The following is a 17,226-nucleotide window of genomic DNA, read 5'->3' on the forward strand; positions in this document are numbered from 1 at the left end:
GCCCCCGCCCCGCCCGCGCCCCCGCGCCGAGGCCGCACCCTCCGCGGTGCCCCCGCATCCGCCGCTCCTCCCGCTCCCTCCGCTCACCCGACGCTCGGTGGTCCTGCGCTGCTGACGGCCGGCCCGGCCCGCCGGCAGCAAGCACCCGCACACCACACCCAGAGCACGCACACCCAGAGCACACAGGGACTGAGCCATGCCGAAGGACCCCTACGCCGTCCTGCGCGCCCTCCTCCGGGCGGAGGCGGCACGCAGTGCGCCGAAACCCTCCCCGGCCCCCGCCCGCACGGAGGCGGAACGCCCCCGCAGGACCACCGGCACCGACACCGAACGCGGCTGACGCCACGACCGCGGCCGGGCGGGCGGAGGCCAGACCCTCGCGCGCCCGGCCGCGCACACCGCGGAGAAGTCATTCGCCGCATGCTCGTCCCTCCATGGCGCCTTTCGGGTGGCTTCCGGGCGCCTTTCGGGCGAATCACCCGCACGCTCCGCTCCACGGATCGAGGCCGCGCCGGCCGCCCGGCGGCACCCACTCGCGCACCCCGGCGCACGTTTCGCGGTCCAGGCACCCCGGACGCCTCCGCCCGTCCCAGCCGAATAGCACCGCTTCAGCCCTTTTTGTTGCGGCTTTTCCGACGTCGCACTCCGTCGCCATGGCTGCGCCCGGAACGTCTGGACCGGTAGGCTTTCCGTGTGATCTTCAAGCGCATCGGAAACGGCCGGCCGTACCCCGACCACGGCCGGGAAAGCACCCGGCAGTGGGCGGACGTCGCGCCGCGCCCGGTCCGCCTCGATCAGCTGGTGACCACCAAGCAGCAGCTCGACCTGGAGACCCTCCTGGCCGAGGACTCGACGTTCTACGGCGACCTGTTCGCCCACGTCGTGAAGTGGCAGGGCGATCTCTACCTGGAGGACGGCCTCCACCGCGCCGTACGCGCCGCGCTCCAGCAGCGCCAGGTGCTGCACGCGCGCGTCCTCGAACTCGACTGAGGCACCCGCCCGTCCCGTTGGCCCTTTCGGGTTGGCGTGCACACGCGCCAATGATCATCTAGTAGGCATCCCCGCCCCGGCGCACTACGCTGCGCCCATGAGCATGCTGACCCCTCCCGGCATGGGCGGCGAGTACCGGATCACGGGGGACAAGTACCCACGGATGCGCCGGCCCCCGAGGCGCCCCAGGTTCGTGCTCGCCATAGTGGCGTCCGCGCTGGTGGTCGGCCTGATCGGCTGGGGGACCCTGCAGCTCATCGACGTCTTCTCCGGCGGCGGCGACAAGGCCACGGCGGCGAGCGCCGACCCGGCCTGCACACCGGGGCCCACGGCAAGCCCCTCCCCCGCGGCCGAGGCGAAGCCCCTGCCGAAGCCGGACCGGATCACGGTCAACGTGTTCAACGCGACCCCGCGCAGCGGCCTCGCCAAGTCCACCGCGGAGGCGCTGGAGAAGCGCGGCTTCCGCATCGGCGAAGTGGCCAACGCCTCCGAGAAGTTCGACAAGAAGGTCCCCGGCACCGCGCTCCTGCTGGGCGCGAAGTCCGCCACCGACGCGGCGCTGCCCGTCCTCGGCACCCAGCTGCCGGGCGCCGAACTGAGGACCGACGCCCGCGCGAAGCCCACCGAGGTCGACTTCATCATCGGTGACGGCTTCAAGGCCCTGGCCAAGCAGCCGGACGCCGACCAGGCCCTGAAGCGGCTGACCGCACCGCAGCCGACGCCGACCGCGACGCGCTCCTGCTGACCGCGGGGCCGCCGCGGCCCCGGCCCGCCCGCGCCGGCCCGCCGCTCGGTCCGCTCCCGCTCGGCTACTCGGCCGCCCCGTACATCCGGTCCCCGGCGTCGCCCAGGCCCGGCACGATGTACCCGTGCTCGTTGAGGCGCTCGTCCACGGACGCCGTCACGACGGTCACCGGGGTGCCCGCCAGGTCGCGCTCCATGACCTCGACGCCCTCGGGCGCGGCGAGCAGCACCACGGCCGTCACGTCGTCGGCGCCGCGCTCGATCAGTTCCTTGATCGCCGCGACCAGGGTGCCGCCGGTGGCGAGCATCGGGTCCAGGACGTACACCTGACGGCCGGAGAGGTCGTCCGGCATCCGGGTGGCGTACGTGGAGGCCTGCAGCGTCTCCTCGTTGCGCACCATGCCCAGGAAGCCCACCTCGGCGGTCGGCAGCAGCCGGACCATGCCGTCCAGCATGCCGAGGCCGGCGCGGAGGATCGGCACCACGAGCGGGCGCGGGTGGGACAGCTTGACGCCGGTCGTGCGGGACACCGGCGTCTCGATGTCGACCTGCTCGGTACGCACGTCACGGGTGGCCTCGTAGGCGAGGAGGGTGACGAGCTCGTCGGCCAGCCGGCGGAAGGTCGGGGAGTCGGTGCGCTGGTCGCGCAGCGTGGTGAGCTTATGGGCGACCAAGGGGTGGTCGACGACGTGGAGACGCATGTCCACCAGGGTATCCGGGGTGCCGGGGCCCACCACCGCCGCGCCGGGCACGGCACCATCCGGAAGATCACCCGCCTGCTGGCATCAAACCGCCCGTCGGGGGGAAAGTGGGAGAAACCTAGCTGGGGTGGTGTGCCGATGGCGGACGTGCAAGAGGAACCGGAGGAGCCGGAGACCGAGGCCGAGCGCAGGAGGCGCCGGGCCCAGTTCCTGCGCGACCTGGCGGAGGCCCGCGAGCTGCGCGCCCGGGTCCAGCCACGGCGCGCCAAGACGGCCCGGCTGCGCCGCGCGATGCGCATGCGCACCTTCCGCTGGTAGCCGCGGTCCCGCCCGCCTCTTCCGCGCGTTCCCTCCCTCCCGCACCACGAGGCCGCCGCCGTCCCGCTACGGCATCCGGCGGCAACGCACCGCCACGGGCCGACCGCGTACGGAAGCGGCGCCCGAGCCGCGTACGATCACCATCTGGCGGCACCAAGCGCGCGGCTGACCCGATCCCTCACGGGGCGAGTGGGCCGAAGGGGCGCGTCCGTGCCGGAAGCCGGAGCGCACGCGTCCCACGCATTCGGGGCGGGCACGACCGGCCTCCCGGTACGGGTTCCCGCGCCCCGGAGACGAACGAGCGATCCCGAAAGGGGAAGGGACACAGGGCGGCGAAGACGTCCCCTGAGCGCCTTGTTTCTGCCACGATTCCGAGTGGGCGGGGCTCGGAGCAGCACTCCCCGTCCGCAACCTCCGCCGGGGGGATTCCCAACCGGCACACCTATGACCAGTGGGAGAGTCACGGTGTACTTCGCCGCACTGCTCGCGCGCACCGAAGACGGGTGGAAAGCGAGCGACACAGAGCTCGACGATGTGGAGACCCTGTCGGATCTGACCGACCTGGCCCGCGACGCCTCGGTCGACGAGGACACGGTGCTCGTACTGATCGAGCAGGAGGACGCGTGGTTCGGCGTCGTCCGCGTGGACGGCGAGGACGACCCTCGTATCTACGTCTCGGACGCCGCCGCGGCAGCCCGCAGCTCGTACGGCGAGATCCTGCTCACCGACGAACTGCTCGGGAGGGAGCCCGGCGACGACAGCGCCGACCTGGACTCCCTCGACCTCGACGGAACGGAGGACGGCGAGCCCGACGGCGACGACGATGACGACGGCGCGCCCGCCGACTCCTCGGTGCCCCACGGCCCGGTCGGGGACAGCGAGGTCCTCGACGACCTGGGCGTCGGCGAGAAGGAGCTGCGCTCCCTCGACGCCGACGACGCGCTCAGCACGATCGCCGAGGCGGTGGGCGCCTCGGAGGTCCTGGAGACGGTCCGCTGAGTTCCGGTACGCCTGGGGCACCCCATCCACAGAACGGTTTCCGCCGGGTCCACCGGGTGGGCGACGAGCCGCCCCCGGACCCGGTGCGGGACCGCTGGCGGGCCGCGATGCGGCTCGCCCTGGAGGAGGCCGGGCGCGCGGCCGCGGGCGGGGACGTCCCGGTCGGCGCCGTCGTCCTCGCCGCGGACGGCACCACCGTGCTGTCCGCGGGGCACAACGAGCGTGAGGCGACCGGTGACCCGACGGCCCACGCGGAGGTGCTGGCGATCCGCCGGGCCGCCGCGGAACTGGGCGAGTGGCGGCTCACCGGCTGCACGCTCGTCGTCACCCTGGAACCGTGCACGATGTGCGCGGGCGCCCTCGTGCAGTCCCGGGTCGACCGGGTCGTCTACGGCGCCCGCGACGAGAAGGCCGGCGCGGCGGGTTCCCTGTGGGACGTCGTACGCGACCGGCGCCTCAACCACCGGCCCGAGGTGATCGAGGGCGTGCTCGCCGACGCGTGCGCCCGGCTCCTCACCGGCTTCTTCCGCACCCGCTGACCCGCTCCGACCCCCTGTCCGGCCCGCGCGGCCCTGGCCTCGTCCCCGTCCTCGTATATGGATTTCAAACCACGGCACACCTTGGGGTAGTGTCTTCCTCGGTAGCGTGTCCGAGCGGCCGAAGGAGCTCGCCTCGAAAGCGAGTGTGGCGCAAGTCACCGAGGGTTCAAATCCCTCCGCTACCGCAGATGGGCGAAGGGCCCGGTCCGATGGACCGGGCCCTTCGCTCTGTCCGTGCCACGACCGCGTGGCGTGCGCGGCGCAGCCGCCCCCGAGCCGGTCAGGCCCGCAGAAGGTGCCGTGGCGCCGGTGCGGGTGGAGCATGGAGGGTGAGCGACGAAGGAGGCCCGTCATGGCATCGGGAGCCTCGGAAGACGACACCTGGTACGCGGAGACGCCCTCGCAGGCCGAGGGCGAGCGCGACGAGGCGGGCGAGCGCACGGCGGCGCCGCAGCACCCGCAGGTCCCCAGGACCCAGCCCTCGCAGGCGGAGGGCGAGCGGAGCGACGACACCCGGACCGCCGGCGATCACGACGATCGCCTGTGACCACGACGATCGCCTGTGATCACCCGTTACGGACGCGCCCTTCGAGGATGCGTCACCGGCCACCCTCCAGCAGCTCCACCCGTAACGTCAGCCCCTCGGGGCTGCTCAGCCGTAGAGCGGTGGGACGAGGACGGGTGGTGGTGTCGGTGGTGATGCCGGCGGCCGTCCCGCCGACGCCCGTTCCGTCGAGCCGGGTGACGCTGCCCCGGCCGTGTGCGCGTACGCGGGCGGCGATGTCCTCGAGGTCGTCGACGCCGACAGCCAGTTCCCACTGCGGGGCGGCCGTGCCGGAGGCCGTGCCCGTGCCGGTGCCGCTTACGGTGACGAAGTCGGCGTACGGGAGCGGTGCGCCCGTCACCCTCCGGTAGAAGTCCCGGGCCCGGCCGGGATGCTCACAGGCCAGGACCATGCGCCGCGGACCGGCGGGCGTACGCGACGGAAGGTGCCACCCGAGGGAACGGCCGGGTCGCCGCCACAGCGAGAACGCGGCGCCCGTCGGGTCTGCCAACGTCGCGATGCGGCCCTGGTCGCCCACGTCGAAGGGCGGCACGAGCACGCGCGCGCCGTTCGCCGTCGCCGTCTGCGTGCGACGGTCCACGTCGTCGGTGGCCAGGTAGTACGCGATGTGGGCGGGGATCCCCGGCGGGTAGACCGGAGACGCGAGATCGCTGACGCCGCCGATCCGGCGGCCCCCGGCGGAGATCTTGACGGCCTTGCGCCAGTCCTCCTCGTCCACCGCGAAGCGCCAGCCCAGCACGTCCGACAGGAACGCCGCGGTGCCGGCCGTGTCGTGGGTCTTCAGGTCCATCCAGCAGAACCGGTCCGGCCATGACTCGTTCGCCGAACCCGGACGGGTGGTCATCGTGTACTCCTCGTCGTCCCGGTGAGGACATCCTGGGCGTACATGATCGTTCCATTCACGCGAACACGTGGTCGAGATACACTCACCGCCGGCAACAGGGGGCCCACGGGGCGCAGGAGACGGGGAGGCGCGGTGGTGGTGCACGCCAAGAAGATCGCACTGTACGTGGTCGTGGTCTTCATCCTCTATGTGGTCATCACCGACCCGGAGACGGCGGCCGAGTACGTCCAGATAGGGTTCGAGGGCATCTCGAGTGCCGCCGGGTCCGTCGGTGACTTCATGACCTGGGTCGCCAACGGGGGTGAGTGACCCCGGGCGCCGTCGGCACACCGCCGTGACCCATGGGAGCGCCCGATGATCCGCCACTTGGTCCTCTTCAAGCTCAATGAGGGCGTCGAGCGCGACGACCCGCGCGTGGTGGAGGGCGTCGAGGCCTTCCGCGCCCTCGGCGGCCGGATCGACGAGCTGCGCTCCTGGGAGTGCGACTGGAACATCACCGACCGGCCCATCGCGTACGACTTCGCGATCAACTCGGCGGTCGACGACCTGGACGCCCTGCAGCGGTACCTGGAGCATCCGGCGCACCAGGCGGGTGTCGCCCTGTGGCGGGAGTTCTCCACCTGGGTGATCGCCGACTACGCGTTCTGAGCCGGATTCCGCTCGTTTTCTACTCGTCTTGCGCTCGTCTTGTGCTCGTCCGGAGCGGAACCGCAGTACTGAGCCCCCTGCCGAACGGCGGGGGGCTTCTGCGTTCCCCCGCCCCCGCGCCCTTCACGTCCCTCAACACGGAGTGATGCGGTGCTTGCGCACAGTGCGGATGTCTTGTGATGCTATGACCGCTTTTGAGGGATGAGTTACGGATGCGTTGACGGAGCGAGTTGACAGAGCAAGAGGTGGAGTTGACCGTGCCGGCCAGTACTGCGCCTCAGGCCCCACCCCGCGTGGAGGCCGAACCACCGCGGGAGCCCAGACCCCCGGCCCTCGGGCCCGCCCCCACCTCGGCCTCCCCACCCGCCCCCGCCCCCGCCTCCGCCGACGAGGCCCACGTCCCCGGACCTGGCACCGGCCCCGGCCCCGGCCCCGAGCCCGTATCCGCACCCACACCCGACCCCCCGTTCGCACCCTCGCCCGACAGGCGCCGCGGCGCGGACACCCGGGCGCTGACCCAGCTCCTCTTCGCAGAGCTGACACAGCTGGAGCCCGGCACGGCCGAGCACGACCGGGTGCGCGGGGCGCTCATCGAGGCCAACCTCCCCCTCGTCCGGTACGCCGCCGCCCGTTTCCGCAGCCGCAACGAGCCGATGGAGGACGTGGTCCAGGTCGGCACGATCGGGCTGATCAACGCCATCGACCGGTTCGACCCGGACCGCGGGGTGCAGTTCCCGACCTTCGCGATGCCGACCGTGGTGGGCGAGATCAAGCGGTACTTCCGCGACAACGTCCGCACCGTCCACGTACCGCGCCGGCTGCACGAGCTGTGGGTGCAGGTGAACAGCGCGACCGAGGACCTCACGACCACGCTGGGCCGCTCGCCCTCGACCGCCGAGATCGCCGGTCGGCTGCGCATCACCGAGGACGAGGTCCTCTCCTGCATCGAGGCCGGCCGCTCGTACCACGCGACCTCGCTCGAGGCGGCCCAGGAGGGCGACGGCATGCCGGGGCTGCTGGACCGGCTCGGCTACGAGGACCCGGCCCTGGACGGCGTGGAGCACCGGGACCTCGTACGCCACCTGCTCGTCCAGCTCCCGGAACGCGAGCAGCGCATCCTGCTCCTGCGCTATTACAGCAACCTCACCCAGTCGCAGATCAGCGCGGAACTCGGCGTCTCCCAGATGCACGTGTCCCGGCTGCTCGCCCGCAGTTTCGCCCGATTGCGCTCGGCGAACCGGATCGAAGCCTGAGTCCACCGGCATTCCTCCTCCACCCACCCCGAGCGGTATTCACCAGCTCACTCGGCGGACATTTCGCCGACCCACCGCCGCCCACCGCCGCCCACCGCCGCCCTTCGGTAATGCGTCACCGATCCAGCGGCAATCCACCGTGAGCAGTTCGTGCATCCGGGCCCGCAGCGGCTCGTGCAGCCGGGTGCGCGGAGGTTCATGCGTCTCGTGGGTGGGGCACGCGGGGCGCACGAAGGCAGGTGGGGCGCACGGATGGGGGCCTCGGGGGAGCTTCGCAGGCCACGGCGTGCGACCGAATAGGAGCTCGACGCATCACCGGCGGGAGCGAATCGACTATCGGCGTCCTTTCCGACAGTTCTGCGCCGAAATTCCGCCAGAACCCCTCTTTCCTGGGCCGATTCACCTTCACCATGTCGACATGTCACTACAGCGTGTTGCCGACATGTGACATTCTGCGGGAAGCGCGTTTGCCGCGGCCTCGCCTCCGGTATGCAGGTGGAGGCTGCGTTCCTCACGACGGGAGCGCCGCGACCGTCCGCGACCCAAAGGGGGTGGCATGTCCGTAGACCAGGGCAGCTCGAAGGTGCTCACGCTCGTGAAGAGTGAGCCCGCGACCGAAGCTCTCCAGGCCTCTCAGGACCTTCAGGCCCCTCAGGACCTGCCCGGTCCCGAGCTGGCCCTTCCGGCCTCGGAGTCCCTCGACACCCGCACCCTGTCCCGCTCCCTGTTCCTGCGGCTCGCCGCCCTGGACGAGAACAGCCCCGAGCGCGCCTACGTCCGGGACACCCTCATTGAACTCAACCTCCCGCTGGTGCGCTACGCCGCCGCTCGTTTCCGGTCGCGCAACGAACCCATGGAGGACATCGTCCAGGTCGGGACGATCGGCCTGATCAAGGCGATCGACCGTTTCGACTGCGAACGCGGCGTGGAGTTCCCGACGTTCGCGATGCCCACGGTCGTGGGGGAGATCAAGCGCTTCTTCCGCGACACGTCGTGGTCGGTCCGGGTGCCGCGCCGGCTCCAGGAGCTGCGCCTGGCCCTGACGAAGGCGAGCGACGAGCTCTCCCAGAAACTCGACCGGTCTCCGACGGTCACCGAGCTCGCCTCCGTGCTGGGCGTGTCGGAGGACGACGTGGTCGACGGCCTGGCCGTCGGCAACGCCTACACGGCCTCCTCGCTCGACTCCCCGGCCCCCGAGGACGACGGCGGCGAGGGCTCCCTGGCCGACCGCCTGGGCTACGAGGACACCGCGCTGGAGGGCGTGGAGTACCGGGAGTCCCTGAAGCCCCTGCTGGCCAAGCTGCCGCCGCGCGAGCGCCGGATCATCATGCTCCGCTTCTTCGCGAACATGACGCAGTCGCAGATCGGCGAGGAGGTCGGCATCTCCCAGATGCACGTGTCCCGCCTGCTGACCAGGACGCTGGCCCAGCTGCGGGAGGGACTGATCTCGGACTGAGCGGGGCGCCGGAGCGGCGGGGCTCGCCGTCGCCCCGGTCACGGCACCGCCCGCGGCACGCGGACTGTCCGACGGGCGACCGGCCGGGCCGACTCCCCACGCCGACACGAGACGCCGGCTCCCACGCCGGCACGAGGCCGCCAGAAGAAGTAGACAGAAGCCGCCAGAAGAACACGACGGACGTCGTGCGAGAGAAGAGAGCCGCCGGGGCGCTGCGTTCAGCACCTCGGCGGTTTCGGTGTTACGTCAGTGCGGTGTTACGTCAGTGCGGCGTTACGCCGGTGCGGCGTTACGCCGGTGCGGTGTCACACCAGCGCGCGGTGTTACGCCAGCGCCAGCCAGGCGACGGCGGCGACGACCACCACGGCCACGATGACGCCGACGATGAGACCGATACGCGGACCCGCCTGTGCGGGTGCCGCCTGCTGACGTCCCTGGGGCGTTTCGTCGTCGACGAAGGCACGGAACATCTGAGTGCTGCCGGCGGGGTCGTAGTTGCCCTGGGGGCCCTGGGTGTTAGCCATGCCCCCGGACCCTAGCGAATCACCGGGGAACCGCCCAAGTGCGGGGCCCCTCCTGGGCGGACCTCCGCACCGCTCGGAGGGTGATCTTCGCCCGAGCGACCGCCGACCCGTCGGCCGCCCGGCTCCGACCTGCGCCTTCCGGGCCTTCACCTGCGGGTTTACGTTAGCCAATGCTTGCCTTTGCCAAGGTTTTATTCTCGAATGCCTGTTTTCGTTTGCCTGCAGCAACCATCCATACCTATGGTTGCCCTAAGCAACGAATGCTGGAGGCGCGATGGCGGAAGAGGCTCGGTATGAGGAGCTGGCCCGCCAGCTCAGTGCCATCGGGGTCGTGAAGCGCGAGATGAGCCGGACACTGCCGTCCGACTGTCCCGCCGGCTCGGCCGGCGTGCTGACTCTCCTCGGCCGCCACGGCGACATGCGGATGAGCCGGCTCGCGGAGCTGCTCGCCGTGGACATGTCGGTCACCAGCCGCCATGTCGCCCACGTCGCCGAGCGCGGCTGGATCGAGCGGCTGCCCGACCCCGCCGACAAGCGTTCGCGCACCCTGAGCCTGACCCCCGCGGGCTGGGCCCAGCTCGACGAGCTCAACGCGTGCACCACCCAGTTGCTCGCCGACCGGCTGAGCGACTGGACGGAGGACGAGGTCCGGCAGCTGATCCAGCTCATGGCCCGGCTGCGGGAGAGCTTCGGCGACTGCCGGGCCGGTCCGCGGGCACACCAGACGGCATCCGTGGCTGCGGACGACGACACGACCCGTACACCCGCATAAGCAGTAATGAAGAGAAGGAAGCCCATGGCAACAACCACACCAGCCGGTGTGCGGGCCCACGCGAAGCACGGGGGCGCCACCCCCGACAGCGGCGCTCCGATGACACACCGGCAGATCATGGAGGCGCTCTCCGGGCTCTTGCTCGGCATGTTCGCCGCCATCCTGTCCTCGACGATCGTCACCAACGCCCTGCCCGAGATCGTCAACGACCTCGGCGGCGGACAGAGCGCCTACACGTGGGTGGTCACCGCCTCGCTGCTGGCGATGACCGCCTCGACCCCCCTGTGGGGCAAGCTCGCGGACCTGGTCGACAAGAAGATCCTGGTCCAGCTGGGCCTCGTCATCTACGTCATAGGTTCCGTCGTCGCGGGTCTGTCGCAGAACCCCGCGATGCTGATCAGCGCGCGTGTCATCCAGGGTCTGGGCGCCGGCGGTCTGTCCGCCCTCGCGCAGATCATCATGGCCGCGATGATCTCCCCGCGTGAGCGCGGCCGGTACTCCGGTTACCTGGGTGCGACCTTCGCGGTCGCGACCGTCGGCGGTCCGCTGCTCGGCGGTGTCATCACCGACACCAGCTGGCTCGGCTGGCGCTGGTGCCTCTACGTCGGCGTGCCGTTCGCACTGATCGCCCTGGTCGTGCTGCAGAAGACGCTGAAGCTGCCGGTGGTCAAGCGCAAGGTCAAGGTCGACTGGGCCGGTGCCTTCTTCATCACCGCCGCCGTCTGCCTGCTGCTGGTCTGGGTCACCTTCGCCGACGACAAGTACGACTGGCTGTCGTGGCAGACGGCCCTGATGGTCGGTGGCTCGATCGTCCTCGCGCTCGTCTTCGTCCTCGTCGAGTCCAAGGCCAGCGAGCCGATCATCCCGCTGCGCCTGTTCAGGAACCGCACCATCACGCTGGCCTCGGTCGCCTCGCTGTTCGTCGGTATCGCGATGTTCGCGGGCACCGTCTACTTCAGCCAGTACTTCCAGCTGGCCCGGGACAAGTCCCCGACCATGTCGGGCGTCATGACGATCCCGATGATCGGCGGCCTGTTCATCTCGTCCACGGTCTCCGGCCTGATCATCACCAAGACCGGCAAGTGGAAGGCGTGGCTGCTGGCCGGCGGCGTGCTGCTGACGGCCGGCCTGGGCCTGCTGTCGACCATGCGCTACGACACCGCCTACTGGCACATCGCGATCTTCATGGCGCTGATGGGCCTCGGCGTCGGCATGATGATGCAGAACCTGGTGCTCTGCACGCAGAACCAGGTGGCCCCCAGCGACCTGGGTGCCGCGTCCTCCGTCGTGGTCTTCTTCCGGTCCCTCGGCGGCGCGGTGGGCGTCTCGGTGCTCGGCTCCGTGATGTCGACCCGGATCAGCCACTACGCCTCCGACACCATCGGCTCGCTCAGCCCCGAGCAGCAGCAGGCGGCCGCGCAGGCCTCCGGCAGCGGCGGCATCCCCGACATGGACGCGCTGCCCCCGGGCATCCGCGAGTGGCTGGAGAGCGCCTACGGGCACGGCATCGCCGACATCTTCCTGTACGTCGCGCCGATCGCCCTCCTCGCCTTCATCGTGACGCTGTTCATCAAGGAGATCCCGCTGCGCAGCAGCGGCGCCCTGGCCCAGGCCGCCGAGGCCGACGGCCAGGCGTCCTCCCCCGCCGAGGCCCCGGCCGCGTCGCGCACTCCGGGTCAGACCCAGGGTGCGGACCGGACCGAGGAGAAGGTGCCGGCCATGGCGTCCTCCGTCTCGGCGCCCGGCCCCGAGGCCACCCAGCGGCTGACCCCGGTCGCCTCCGCGGCGGCGCCCGCGTCCGAGCAGCCCGCCTCCGGCGGCATCCCGGTGCACGGCTTCGTCCGCGGCGCCGAGCAGGCACCCGTGCCGCAGGCCGCCGTCACGCTGATCTCCCTCGGCGGACGCCAGCTGGGCCGCTCGGTGGCCCAGGGCGACGGCGCCTACACGGTGCACGCGCCCAGCGCCGGGTCGTACGTCCTGATCGCCGCCGCCGACGGCTTCCAGCCGCAGGCGTCCACGATCGTCGTGAACGGCGACGGGCCGGTCGCGTACGACGTCCTCCTCAGCGGCACGAGCGGGCTGAACGGCCTGGTCCGGGACGCCGAGGCCGGTACGCCGGTCAAGGACGCGATGGTCGTCGTCACCGATGTGCGCGGCGACGTGCTCGCCACCGGGACCACCGGTGAGCAGGGCGAGTTCCACTTCGCGGAGCTGGTCCCGGGCACGGTCACCATCGCGGTCAACGCGCCGGGCCACCGCCCCCAGGCCCTCCCGGTCGAGGTCGGCGTCACCGGTGTCACCCGCATCGAGATCGACCTGCGGTCCGGCGCCCTGCTCCAGGGTGTCGTACGGGCCTCCGGCGGTCCCCTCGGCGACGCCCGGGTCACCCTGGTCGACGCGGCGGGCAACGTGGTCGGCACGGCCACGACCGGCACGGACGGCGCGTACGCCTTCTCCGACCTGGACGGCGGCGAGTACACCGTCATCGCGACGGGCTACCCGCCGGTGGCGACGGCACTGACGGTCACCGACCGCGGTGTCGACGACCACGACATCGAACTCGCCCACCCCGGCGAGTGACCGAGCCCCGGCCCGTGGAGCGCGCGCAGAGCGGACGCGCGCTCCACGGGCCGGTTCCACTTCCGGCCCCACCGACGGCCCCCTCCCCCTCCCGTTCCCTTCCTCCCTCCTCCCCGGGCACCACTCTCAAGGAGCTGCGCCACCATGCCACTGTCCGCGAAGATCCGTACCCGTGACGGCTGGGCCGTGTCGCACGCGGTCGTCACCCTGACCGACATGACCGGCACCCAGGTCCTGCGCGCCGAGGCGAACGACGACGGCGTCGTCCAGGACGGGACGGCCCTGGCCCCCGGCGCCTACACCGCGATCGTGACCGCGGTCGGGTACGCCCCCACCGCCGCGACCGCCTTCGTCACGGCGAGCGGCCGCGCCGAGGTCGGCGCCGTGACCCTGACCCGCCAGGGCGGCACGGAACTGCCCCCGCCCGGCTTCTGGACCATCGACCCGGTCCACTCCACCGTCACGGCGGTCGCCCAGCACCTCGGCTTCGCGAGCATCCGCGGCCGGTTCGACGAGTTCGCGGGCCGGATCGAGATCGCCCCCGACGACGTGGCCAGGTCCCGCGTCGAGGCGGTCATCACCTCGGCCTCCATCGACACCGGCAACCGCATGCGCGACGGCCACCTCAAGTCGCCCGACTTCCTCGACGCCGAGAACCACCCGCAGATCACCTACGTGTCCTCGGGCCTCACCGCGATCGGCACCGACCGCTGGCTCGTCCACGGCGAGCTGACCCTGAACGGTTACGTCCGCCCGGTCGACCTGGACCTGAACTACCTCGGCACCGGCCCCGACTCCGCGGGCGCCACCCGGGCCGCCTTCCGCGCCACCGCCGAGCTGCGCCGCGACGACTTCGCCATCAAGTACAGCGAGATCCTGCAGGCGGGCATCGCCGCCGTCGGTGCGACCCTGAAGATCGAGCTGGACATCCAGGCGGTCCAGGGCGACGGCCTCCCGTACGACGCCTGACGGCGCCAGCCCCCCCCCATACACACCCCGTACACACCCCCCATACGCACAGAGCGCTCCCGCCGGCCCCACACGGCGGGACACTCCGGTCGGCCCGCCCGGCCCGGTGAGGACACTCCGCCGGCCTGACCCCCGCAGGGACACCCTCATCGCCGCGGCACCCCGTACGCTGCCGCCATGGCACCCCAGATCGCGACCAACACCGCTGTGTCCCTGCCGGAGCTGCTGGACTTCGTACGTCCCCGACACCGCGCCGTGCTCCTCACCCGACGTGCCGACGGCAGCGCCCAGGGCTCGCCCCTGACCTGCGGCGTCGACGACTCGGGCCGTATCGTCGTCTCCACCTACCCGGAGCGCGCCAAGACCCGCAACGCCAAGCGCGACGACCGCGTCAGTCTCATCGTCCTCAGCGACGAGTGGAACGGCCCCTGGGTCCAGATCGACGGCACGGCGGAGGTCATCGACTCCCCCGACTCGGTCGAGCCGCTCGTCGAGTACTACCGCAACATCGCCGGCGAGCACCCGGACTGGGACGAGTACCGCGAGGCCATGATCAAGCAGGGCAAGTCGATCATCCGTGTCACGCCCACCCGGTGGGGCCCGGTGGCCACCGGCGGCTTCCCGGCGCGGCTGGCCGCGTCGGACGGCTGAAAGTTTGTGAACGAGGCAGAGCCTGTGGGCAAGGCAGAGCCTGTGAACGAGGCGAAGCCTGTGGGCAAGGCAGAGCCTGTGAACGAGGCTCTGAGCGGGGCGCGCTCACTCCGGGCGCGCCACCATCGCCTCGATCCCGGCGATCACGATGTCCAGCGCCATGGTGAAGTCGCGCTCGTACATCTCCGTCACCGTGTCGCCCCCACGGGCGTCCATGAGCGTCCGCGACCTCTCGATCACCTCGTCGGCACCGGTCCGCGGTGCCCGCGTCACCGCCGCCATGGCCTCGGTGAAGTAGGCGTCGGGGCCCATCCCGGCGGCCGCTGACCGCTCCATGAAGTGGCCCTCGATCGTGCCGAACCCGTACACGAACTGGAAGACCGCCGCGAGCGCCCCGGCCTGACCGCGCACCGGCAGGCCGGTCCGCCGGATCACCCGCTGCACGGCGCGCGAGAAGCCGAGCGCGTGCGGGCCGATGTTGAGGTACGTGCCGAAGATCGGCGTCACCCAGGGGTGCCGCACCAGGAGGCCCCGGTACTCCGCGGCGAGGGCGCGCAGTTGGACCCGCCAGTCCTCATCGGGATGCTCGCCGGGGCCGTCGTCGGACTCCTCGTCGGCGTCCTCCGTCGGCAGGCGCAGCTCGCCGAAGACCTGGTCGAGGGCCAGTTCCAGCAGGTCGTCCTTGGTGTCGACGTACCAGTACACGGACATCGCGGTCACGTTCAGCTCGGCGGCCAGTCTCCGCATGGAGAACTTCGCCAGCCCCTCCGCGTCGAGCAGCCGCACCGCCGTCGCGGTGATCCGCGCCCGGTCGAGCCCCGACGGCTGCCCGCCCCGCTCGGCCCGCGCCTTGTCCTCCAGCCAGACGCTGGTCCGCGCCGGACGTTTCGTCCGGTCGGCTGCCCTCACCATGGCGCACCCTCCTGGGAACCACGACCCCTACGGCCCTGACGGGGACGGCCCGCGCGACTCCGTGGCCCGCCCCCGTCGATGCTATGCGGGCCCCTACCCCGAAACGCCCGCCGGAGAATCGGGAGCGGGCCGGTCAGTCGGGGGCGTCGGCTGCGCCGCCTGCGGAGTCGGCTGCTCCGCCTGGGGAATTGGCTGCTCCGCCTGCTCCGCCCGTCGCAGCAGCGTCGCCGCCAGCAGGCCGCCCAGCAACACGGCCACCGCGCCCACCAGCTGGCTCGTCTGCAGTCCGGAGGAGTACGCGTCCGTGATCCGCTCCCGCTCCCCGGCCGAGCCGGCCGTCGCCAGCGCCGTCGGCAGGGAGCCCGCCGCCATCGGGACCAGCGCGGCGAAACGGGAGGTGAGGACCGCCCCGAGCACAGCCACGCCGAGCCCGGTGCCGAACTCGCCGAGGGTGCCGTTGATCCCGGCGCCCGCGCCCGCCTTCTCCCGCGGGATCGCGCTCATGACGGCGTGCGTCATCACCGGGTTGGCGATCGCGCAACCCCCGCCGATGAGCAGCAGACCGAGCAGCGTGCCGCCGTAGCCGTGCTCCGTCAGCGTCGCGATCGCCACTAGCCCGCCCGACATCAGCACCATGCCCAGCGCGATGGAGCGGGGCAGCCCCAGTCTGGCCGCCCCCTTCGCCGACAGCCCCGAGAAGTTGAGCACGACCACCGTGAGCGCGAGCGGCGCCGTGCGCAGCCCGGCCTCCAGCGCGTCGTACCCGAGCACGAACTGCAGGTGCTGCGTCAGCAGGAACAGCGCGCCCCCCATGCCGAAGGTGATCAGCACCACGCCCGCGACCGCGCCCGTGAACCTCCGGTTCCTGAAGAAGCCGAGGTCGAGCATGGGGTACGGGACGCGGCGCTCCCAGTACGCGAAGGCCGTCAGCACCAGGACGGCCGCAACCGCGGTCACCAGGACCGGCCCGGACGTCCATCCGTGCTCGGGCCCGGAGATGATCGCGAAGACGAGTGAGGCCATGCCGACGGTCGACAGCAGTGCGCCCGGCAGGTCGGGCCGCTCGCCATGGATATTTTTCGACTCGGGCACCAGCGCGACCACGGCGACCAGGCCCAGTGCCACCACCGGCAGATTGATCAGGAAGATCGCGCCCCACCAGAAGTGCTCGAGCACGACACCGCCGACCAGCGGGCCGGTGGCGAAGCCGAGGGCGTTGACGGCGGCCCAGATACCGATGGCCCTGGGGTGCTCGTCGGGGGCGAAGACCTGCATCACCACGGCGAGGGTGGTGGTGAGCAGCAGCGCGCCGCCGACGCCCATGCCGGCCCGTGCGGCGATCAACTGGCCGGTGGAGTCGGCGAGTCCGGCGCCCAGGGAGCCGACACCGAACAGGGCCAGGCCCGCGATCAGCATCTTCCTGCGGCCGTAGCGGTCGGCGGCCGAGCCCGCGGTGAGCAGCAGGCCCGACAGCACGAGCGAGTACGCGTTGATCATCCACTGGATGTCGGAGGTGGCGGCGTCCAGCTCCTGGGTCAGGGAGGGGATCGCCACGTTCAGCACGGTGTTGTCGAGGAGCACGGTGAGCTGGGCGAGACAGATGACGCCGAGGATGATCCAGCGCTGCGGGTGCCCCTGCTGTTCCTGCTGTTCCTGCTGTTCCTGCGGGACGTTCGAGGGGGCGGCGGTCGTCGGCGCCGGCATGGGACCTGCCCTTCTCCTTCTACGGCTTCTACGGCTTCTACGGTGTAAGGGAGCGAG

The 17,226-nt window shown here is 71.6% G+C and carries 20 protein-coding genes and 1 tRNA gene; 16 read left to right on the forward strand and 5 right to left on the reverse strand.

The features are described 5' to 3' along the window. The first annotated feature begins 196 nt into the window (after positions 1–196). The 3 genes from UW392_RS27805 to UW392_RS27815 all read left to right on the forward strand — a co-directional run bounded on the left by UW392_RS27805 (position 197) and on the right by UW392_RS27815 (position 1,735). Positions 197–340: a hypothetical protein gene (locus UW392_RS27805; protein WP_320777875.1), complete on the forward strand. Its 144-nt coding sequence runs from the start codon at positions 197–199 to the stop codon at positions 338–340. Between the two features lie 353 nt (positions 341–693). Further along, a complete protein-coding gene (locus UW392_RS27810) occupies positions 694–990 on the forward strand; it encodes a type II toxin-antitoxin system VapB family antitoxin (RefSeq protein ID WP_004943146.1) in 297 nt (98 codons plus the stop codon). 121 nt (positions 991–1,111) lie between these two features. Further along, on the forward strand, positions 1,112–1,735 hold the full coding sequence (locus UW392_RS27815) for a LytR C-terminal domain-containing protein (protein ID WP_320777916.1): 624 nt from the start codon (positions 1,112–1,114) through the stop codon (positions 1,733–1,735). Between the two features lie 64 nt (positions 1,736–1,799). Here the strand turns inward: UW392_RS27815 and upp are convergent, their stop codons facing one another. Further along, positions 1,800–2,435 carry a uracil phosphoribosyltransferase gene (gene upp, locus UW392_RS27820; RefSeq protein ID WP_320777876.1) on the reverse strand — a complete coding sequence of 212 codons (636 nt, stop codon included), beginning with the start codon at positions 2,433–2,435 and terminating at the stop codon, positions 1,800–1,802. A 138-nt stretch (positions 2,436–2,573) separates the two neighbouring features. Here upp and UW392_RS27825 point away from each other — a divergent pair, with 138 nt between their 5' ends. From UW392_RS27825 to UW392_RS27845, 5 genes are all read left to right on the forward strand, one after another. Next, positions 2,574–2,753: a hypothetical protein gene (locus UW392_RS27825; RefSeq protein WP_320777877.1), complete on the forward strand. Its 180-nt coding sequence runs from the start codon at positions 2,574–2,576 to the stop codon at positions 2,751–2,753. Positions 2,754–3,218: 465 nt separating this feature from the next. After that, complete coding sequence (locus UW392_RS27830; protein ID WP_320777917.1) at positions 3,219–3,752, forward strand: hypothetical protein; 534 nt, start codon at positions 3,219–3,221, stop codon at positions 3,750–3,752. A 107-nt stretch (positions 3,753–3,859) separates the two neighbouring features. Continuing rightward, positions 3,860–4,291, forward strand: coding sequence for a tRNA adenosine(34) deaminase TadA (tadA, locus tag UW392_RS27835; protein ID WP_320777918.1), 432 nt, complete (start codon positions 3,860–3,862; stop codon positions 4,289–4,291). A gap of 100 nt (positions 4,292–4,391) precedes the next feature. Beyond that, a tRNA-Ser gene (locus tag UW392_RS27840) sits at positions 4,392–4,476 on the forward strand. 167 nt (positions 4,477–4,643) lie between these two features. Then, positions 4,644–4,838 (forward strand): hypothetical protein, encoded by a 195-nt coding sequence (locus UW392_RS27845; protein ID WP_320777878.1) that lies wholly within the window; start codon positions 4,644–4,646, stop codon positions 4,836–4,838. Positions 4,839–4,890: 52 nt separating this feature from the next. Here the strand turns inward: UW392_RS27845 and UW392_RS27850 are convergent, their stop codons facing one another. After that, a complete protein-coding gene (locus UW392_RS27850) occupies positions 4,891–5,700 on the reverse strand; it encodes a VOC family protein (protein ID WP_320777879.1) in 810 nt (269 codons plus the stop codon). A 132-nt stretch (positions 5,701–5,832) separates the two neighbouring features. Here UW392_RS27850 and UW392_RS27855 point away from each other — a divergent pair, with 132 nt between their 5' ends. The 4 genes from UW392_RS27855 to UW392_RS27870 all read left to right on the forward strand — a co-directional run bounded on the left by UW392_RS27855 (position 5,833) and on the right by UW392_RS27870 (position 9,057). Next, positions 5,833–6,009, forward strand: coding sequence for a hypothetical protein (locus UW392_RS27855; RefSeq protein ID WP_320777880.1), 177 nt, complete (start codon positions 5,833–5,835; stop codon positions 6,007–6,009). A gap of 45 nt (positions 6,010–6,054) precedes the next feature. Beyond that, positions 6,055–6,348, forward strand: coding sequence for a Dabb family protein (locus tag UW392_RS27860; protein WP_320777881.1), 294 nt, complete (start codon positions 6,055–6,057; stop codon positions 6,346–6,348). A 257-nt stretch (positions 6,349–6,605) separates the two neighbouring features. Further along, the gene (locus UW392_RS27865; protein WP_414496708.1) at positions 6,606–7,601 is read left to right on the forward strand and encodes an RNA polymerase sigma factor SigF; all 996 of its coding nucleotides are present in this window, start codon (positions 6,606–6,608) and stop codon (positions 7,599–7,601) included. Positions 7,602–8,157: 556 nt separating this feature from the next. Beyond that, positions 8,158–9,057, forward strand: coding sequence for an RNA polymerase sigma factor SigF (locus tag UW392_RS27870; RefSeq protein WP_320777882.1), 900 nt, complete (start codon positions 8,158–8,160; stop codon positions 9,055–9,057). Positions 9,058–9,380: 323 nt separating this feature from the next. Here UW392_RS27870 and UW392_RS27875 read toward each other — a convergent pair whose 3' ends face one another. Next, positions 9,381–9,581 (reverse strand): hypothetical protein, encoded by a 201-nt coding sequence (locus UW392_RS27875; protein WP_320777883.1) that lies wholly within the window; start codon positions 9,579–9,581, stop codon positions 9,381–9,383. 274 nt (positions 9,582–9,855) lie between these two features. On the opposite strand from UW392_RS27875, the gene UW392_RS27880 reads away from it, so the two are divergent. The 4 genes from UW392_RS27880 to UW392_RS27895 all read left to right on the forward strand — a co-directional run bounded on the left by UW392_RS27880 (position 9,856) and on the right by UW392_RS27895 (position 14,553). Next, positions 9,856–10,353: a MarR family winged helix-turn-helix transcriptional regulator gene (locus tag UW392_RS27880; protein WP_320777884.1), complete on the forward strand. Its 498-nt coding sequence runs from the start codon at positions 9,856–9,858 to the stop codon at positions 10,351–10,353. Positions 10,354–10,377: 24 nt separating this feature from the next. Beyond that, positions 10,378–12,933 (forward strand): MFS transporter, encoded by a 2,556-nt coding sequence (locus UW392_RS27885; protein ID WP_320777885.1) that lies wholly within the window; start codon positions 10,378–10,380, stop codon positions 12,931–12,933. A 144-nt stretch (positions 12,934–13,077) separates the two neighbouring features. Next, positions 13,078–13,902: a YceI family protein gene (locus UW392_RS27890; protein WP_320777886.1), complete on the forward strand. Its 825-nt coding sequence runs from the start codon at positions 13,078–13,080 to the stop codon at positions 13,900–13,902. A gap of 177 nt (positions 13,903–14,079) precedes the next feature. After that, positions 14,080–14,553 (forward strand): PPOX class F420-dependent oxidoreductase, encoded by a 474-nt coding sequence (locus UW392_RS27895; RefSeq protein WP_320777887.1) that lies wholly within the window; start codon positions 14,080–14,082, stop codon positions 14,551–14,553. 105 nt (positions 14,554–14,658) lie between these two features. On the opposite strand, the gene UW392_RS27900 is transcribed toward UW392_RS27895, so the two are convergent. Continuing rightward, positions 14,659–15,465 carry a TetR/AcrR family transcriptional regulator gene (locus tag UW392_RS27900; protein WP_320777888.1) on the reverse strand — a complete coding sequence of 269 codons (807 nt, stop codon included), beginning with the start codon at positions 15,463–15,465 and terminating at the stop codon, positions 14,659–14,661. Between the two features lie 93 nt (positions 15,466–15,558). Then, positions 15,559–17,169: an MFS transporter gene (locus tag UW392_RS27905; RefSeq protein ID WP_320777889.1), complete on the reverse strand. Its 1,611-nt coding sequence runs from the start codon at positions 17,167–17,169 to the stop codon at positions 15,559–15,561. Positions 17,170–17,226 lie beyond the last annotated feature (57 nt).

The organism is Streptomyces sp. CRN 30, from assembly GCF_034105845.1.

Coding starts and splice junctions, on each gene's coding strand:
- UW392_RS27815 (WP_320777916.1), top strand. CDS start 1,112: ATGGGCGGCGAGTACCGGATCACGGGGGACAAGTACCCACGGATGCGC.
- UW392_RS27805 (WP_320777875.1), top strand. CDS start 197: ATGCCGAAGGACCCCTACGCCGTCCTGCGCGCCCTCCTCCGGGCGGAG.
- UW392_RS27875 (WP_320777883.1), bottom strand. CDS start 9,581: ATGGCTAACACCCAGGGCCCCCAGGGCAACTACGACCCCGCCGGCAGC.
- UW392_RS27880 (WP_320777884.1), top strand. CDS start 9,856: ATGGCGGAAGAGGCTCGGTATGAGGAGCTGGCCCGCCAGCTCAGTGCC.
- UW392_RS27900 (WP_320777888.1), bottom strand. CDS start 15,465: ATGGTGAGGGCAGCCGACCGGACGAAACGTCCGGCGCGGACCAGCGTC.
- UW392_RS27825 (WP_320777877.1), top strand. CDS start 2,574: ATGGCGGACGTGCAAGAGGAACCGGAGGAGCCGGAGACCGAGGCCGAG.
- UW392_RS27905 (WP_320777889.1), bottom strand. CDS start 17,169: ATGCCGGCGCCGACGACCGCCGCCCCCTCGAACGTCCCGCAGGAACAG.
- UW392_RS27850 (WP_320777879.1), bottom strand. CDS start 5,700: ATGACCACCCGTCCGGGTTCGGCGAACGAGTCATGGCCGGACCGGTTC.
- UW392_RS27890 (WP_320777886.1), top strand. CDS start 13,078: ATGCCACTGTCCGCGAAGATCCGTACCCGTGACGGCTGGGCCGTGTCG.
- UW392_RS27870 (WP_320777882.1), top strand. CDS start 8,158: ATGTCCGTAGACCAGGGCAGCTCGAAGGTGCTCACGCTCGTGAAGAGT.
- upp (WP_320777876.1), bottom strand. CDS start 2,435: ATGCGTCTCCACGTCGTCGACCACCCCTTGGTCGCCCATAAGCTCACC.
- UW392_RS27895 (WP_320777887.1), top strand. CDS start 14,080: ATGGCACCCCAGATCGCGACCAACACCGCTGTGTCCCTGCCGGAGCTG.
- tadA (WP_320777918.1), top strand. CDS start 3,860: ATGCGGCTCGCCCTGGAGGAGGCCGGGCGCGCGGCCGCGGGCGGGGAC.
- UW392_RS27885 (WP_320777885.1), top strand. CDS start 10,378: ATGGCAACAACCACACCAGCCGGTGTGCGGGCCCACGCGAAGCACGGG.
- UW392_RS27845 (WP_320777878.1), top strand. CDS start 4,644: ATGGCATCGGGAGCCTCGGAAGACGACACCTGGTACGCGGAGACGCCC.
- UW392_RS27860 (WP_320777881.1), top strand. CDS start 6,055: ATGATCCGCCACTTGGTCCTCTTCAAGCTCAATGAGGGCGTCGAGCGC.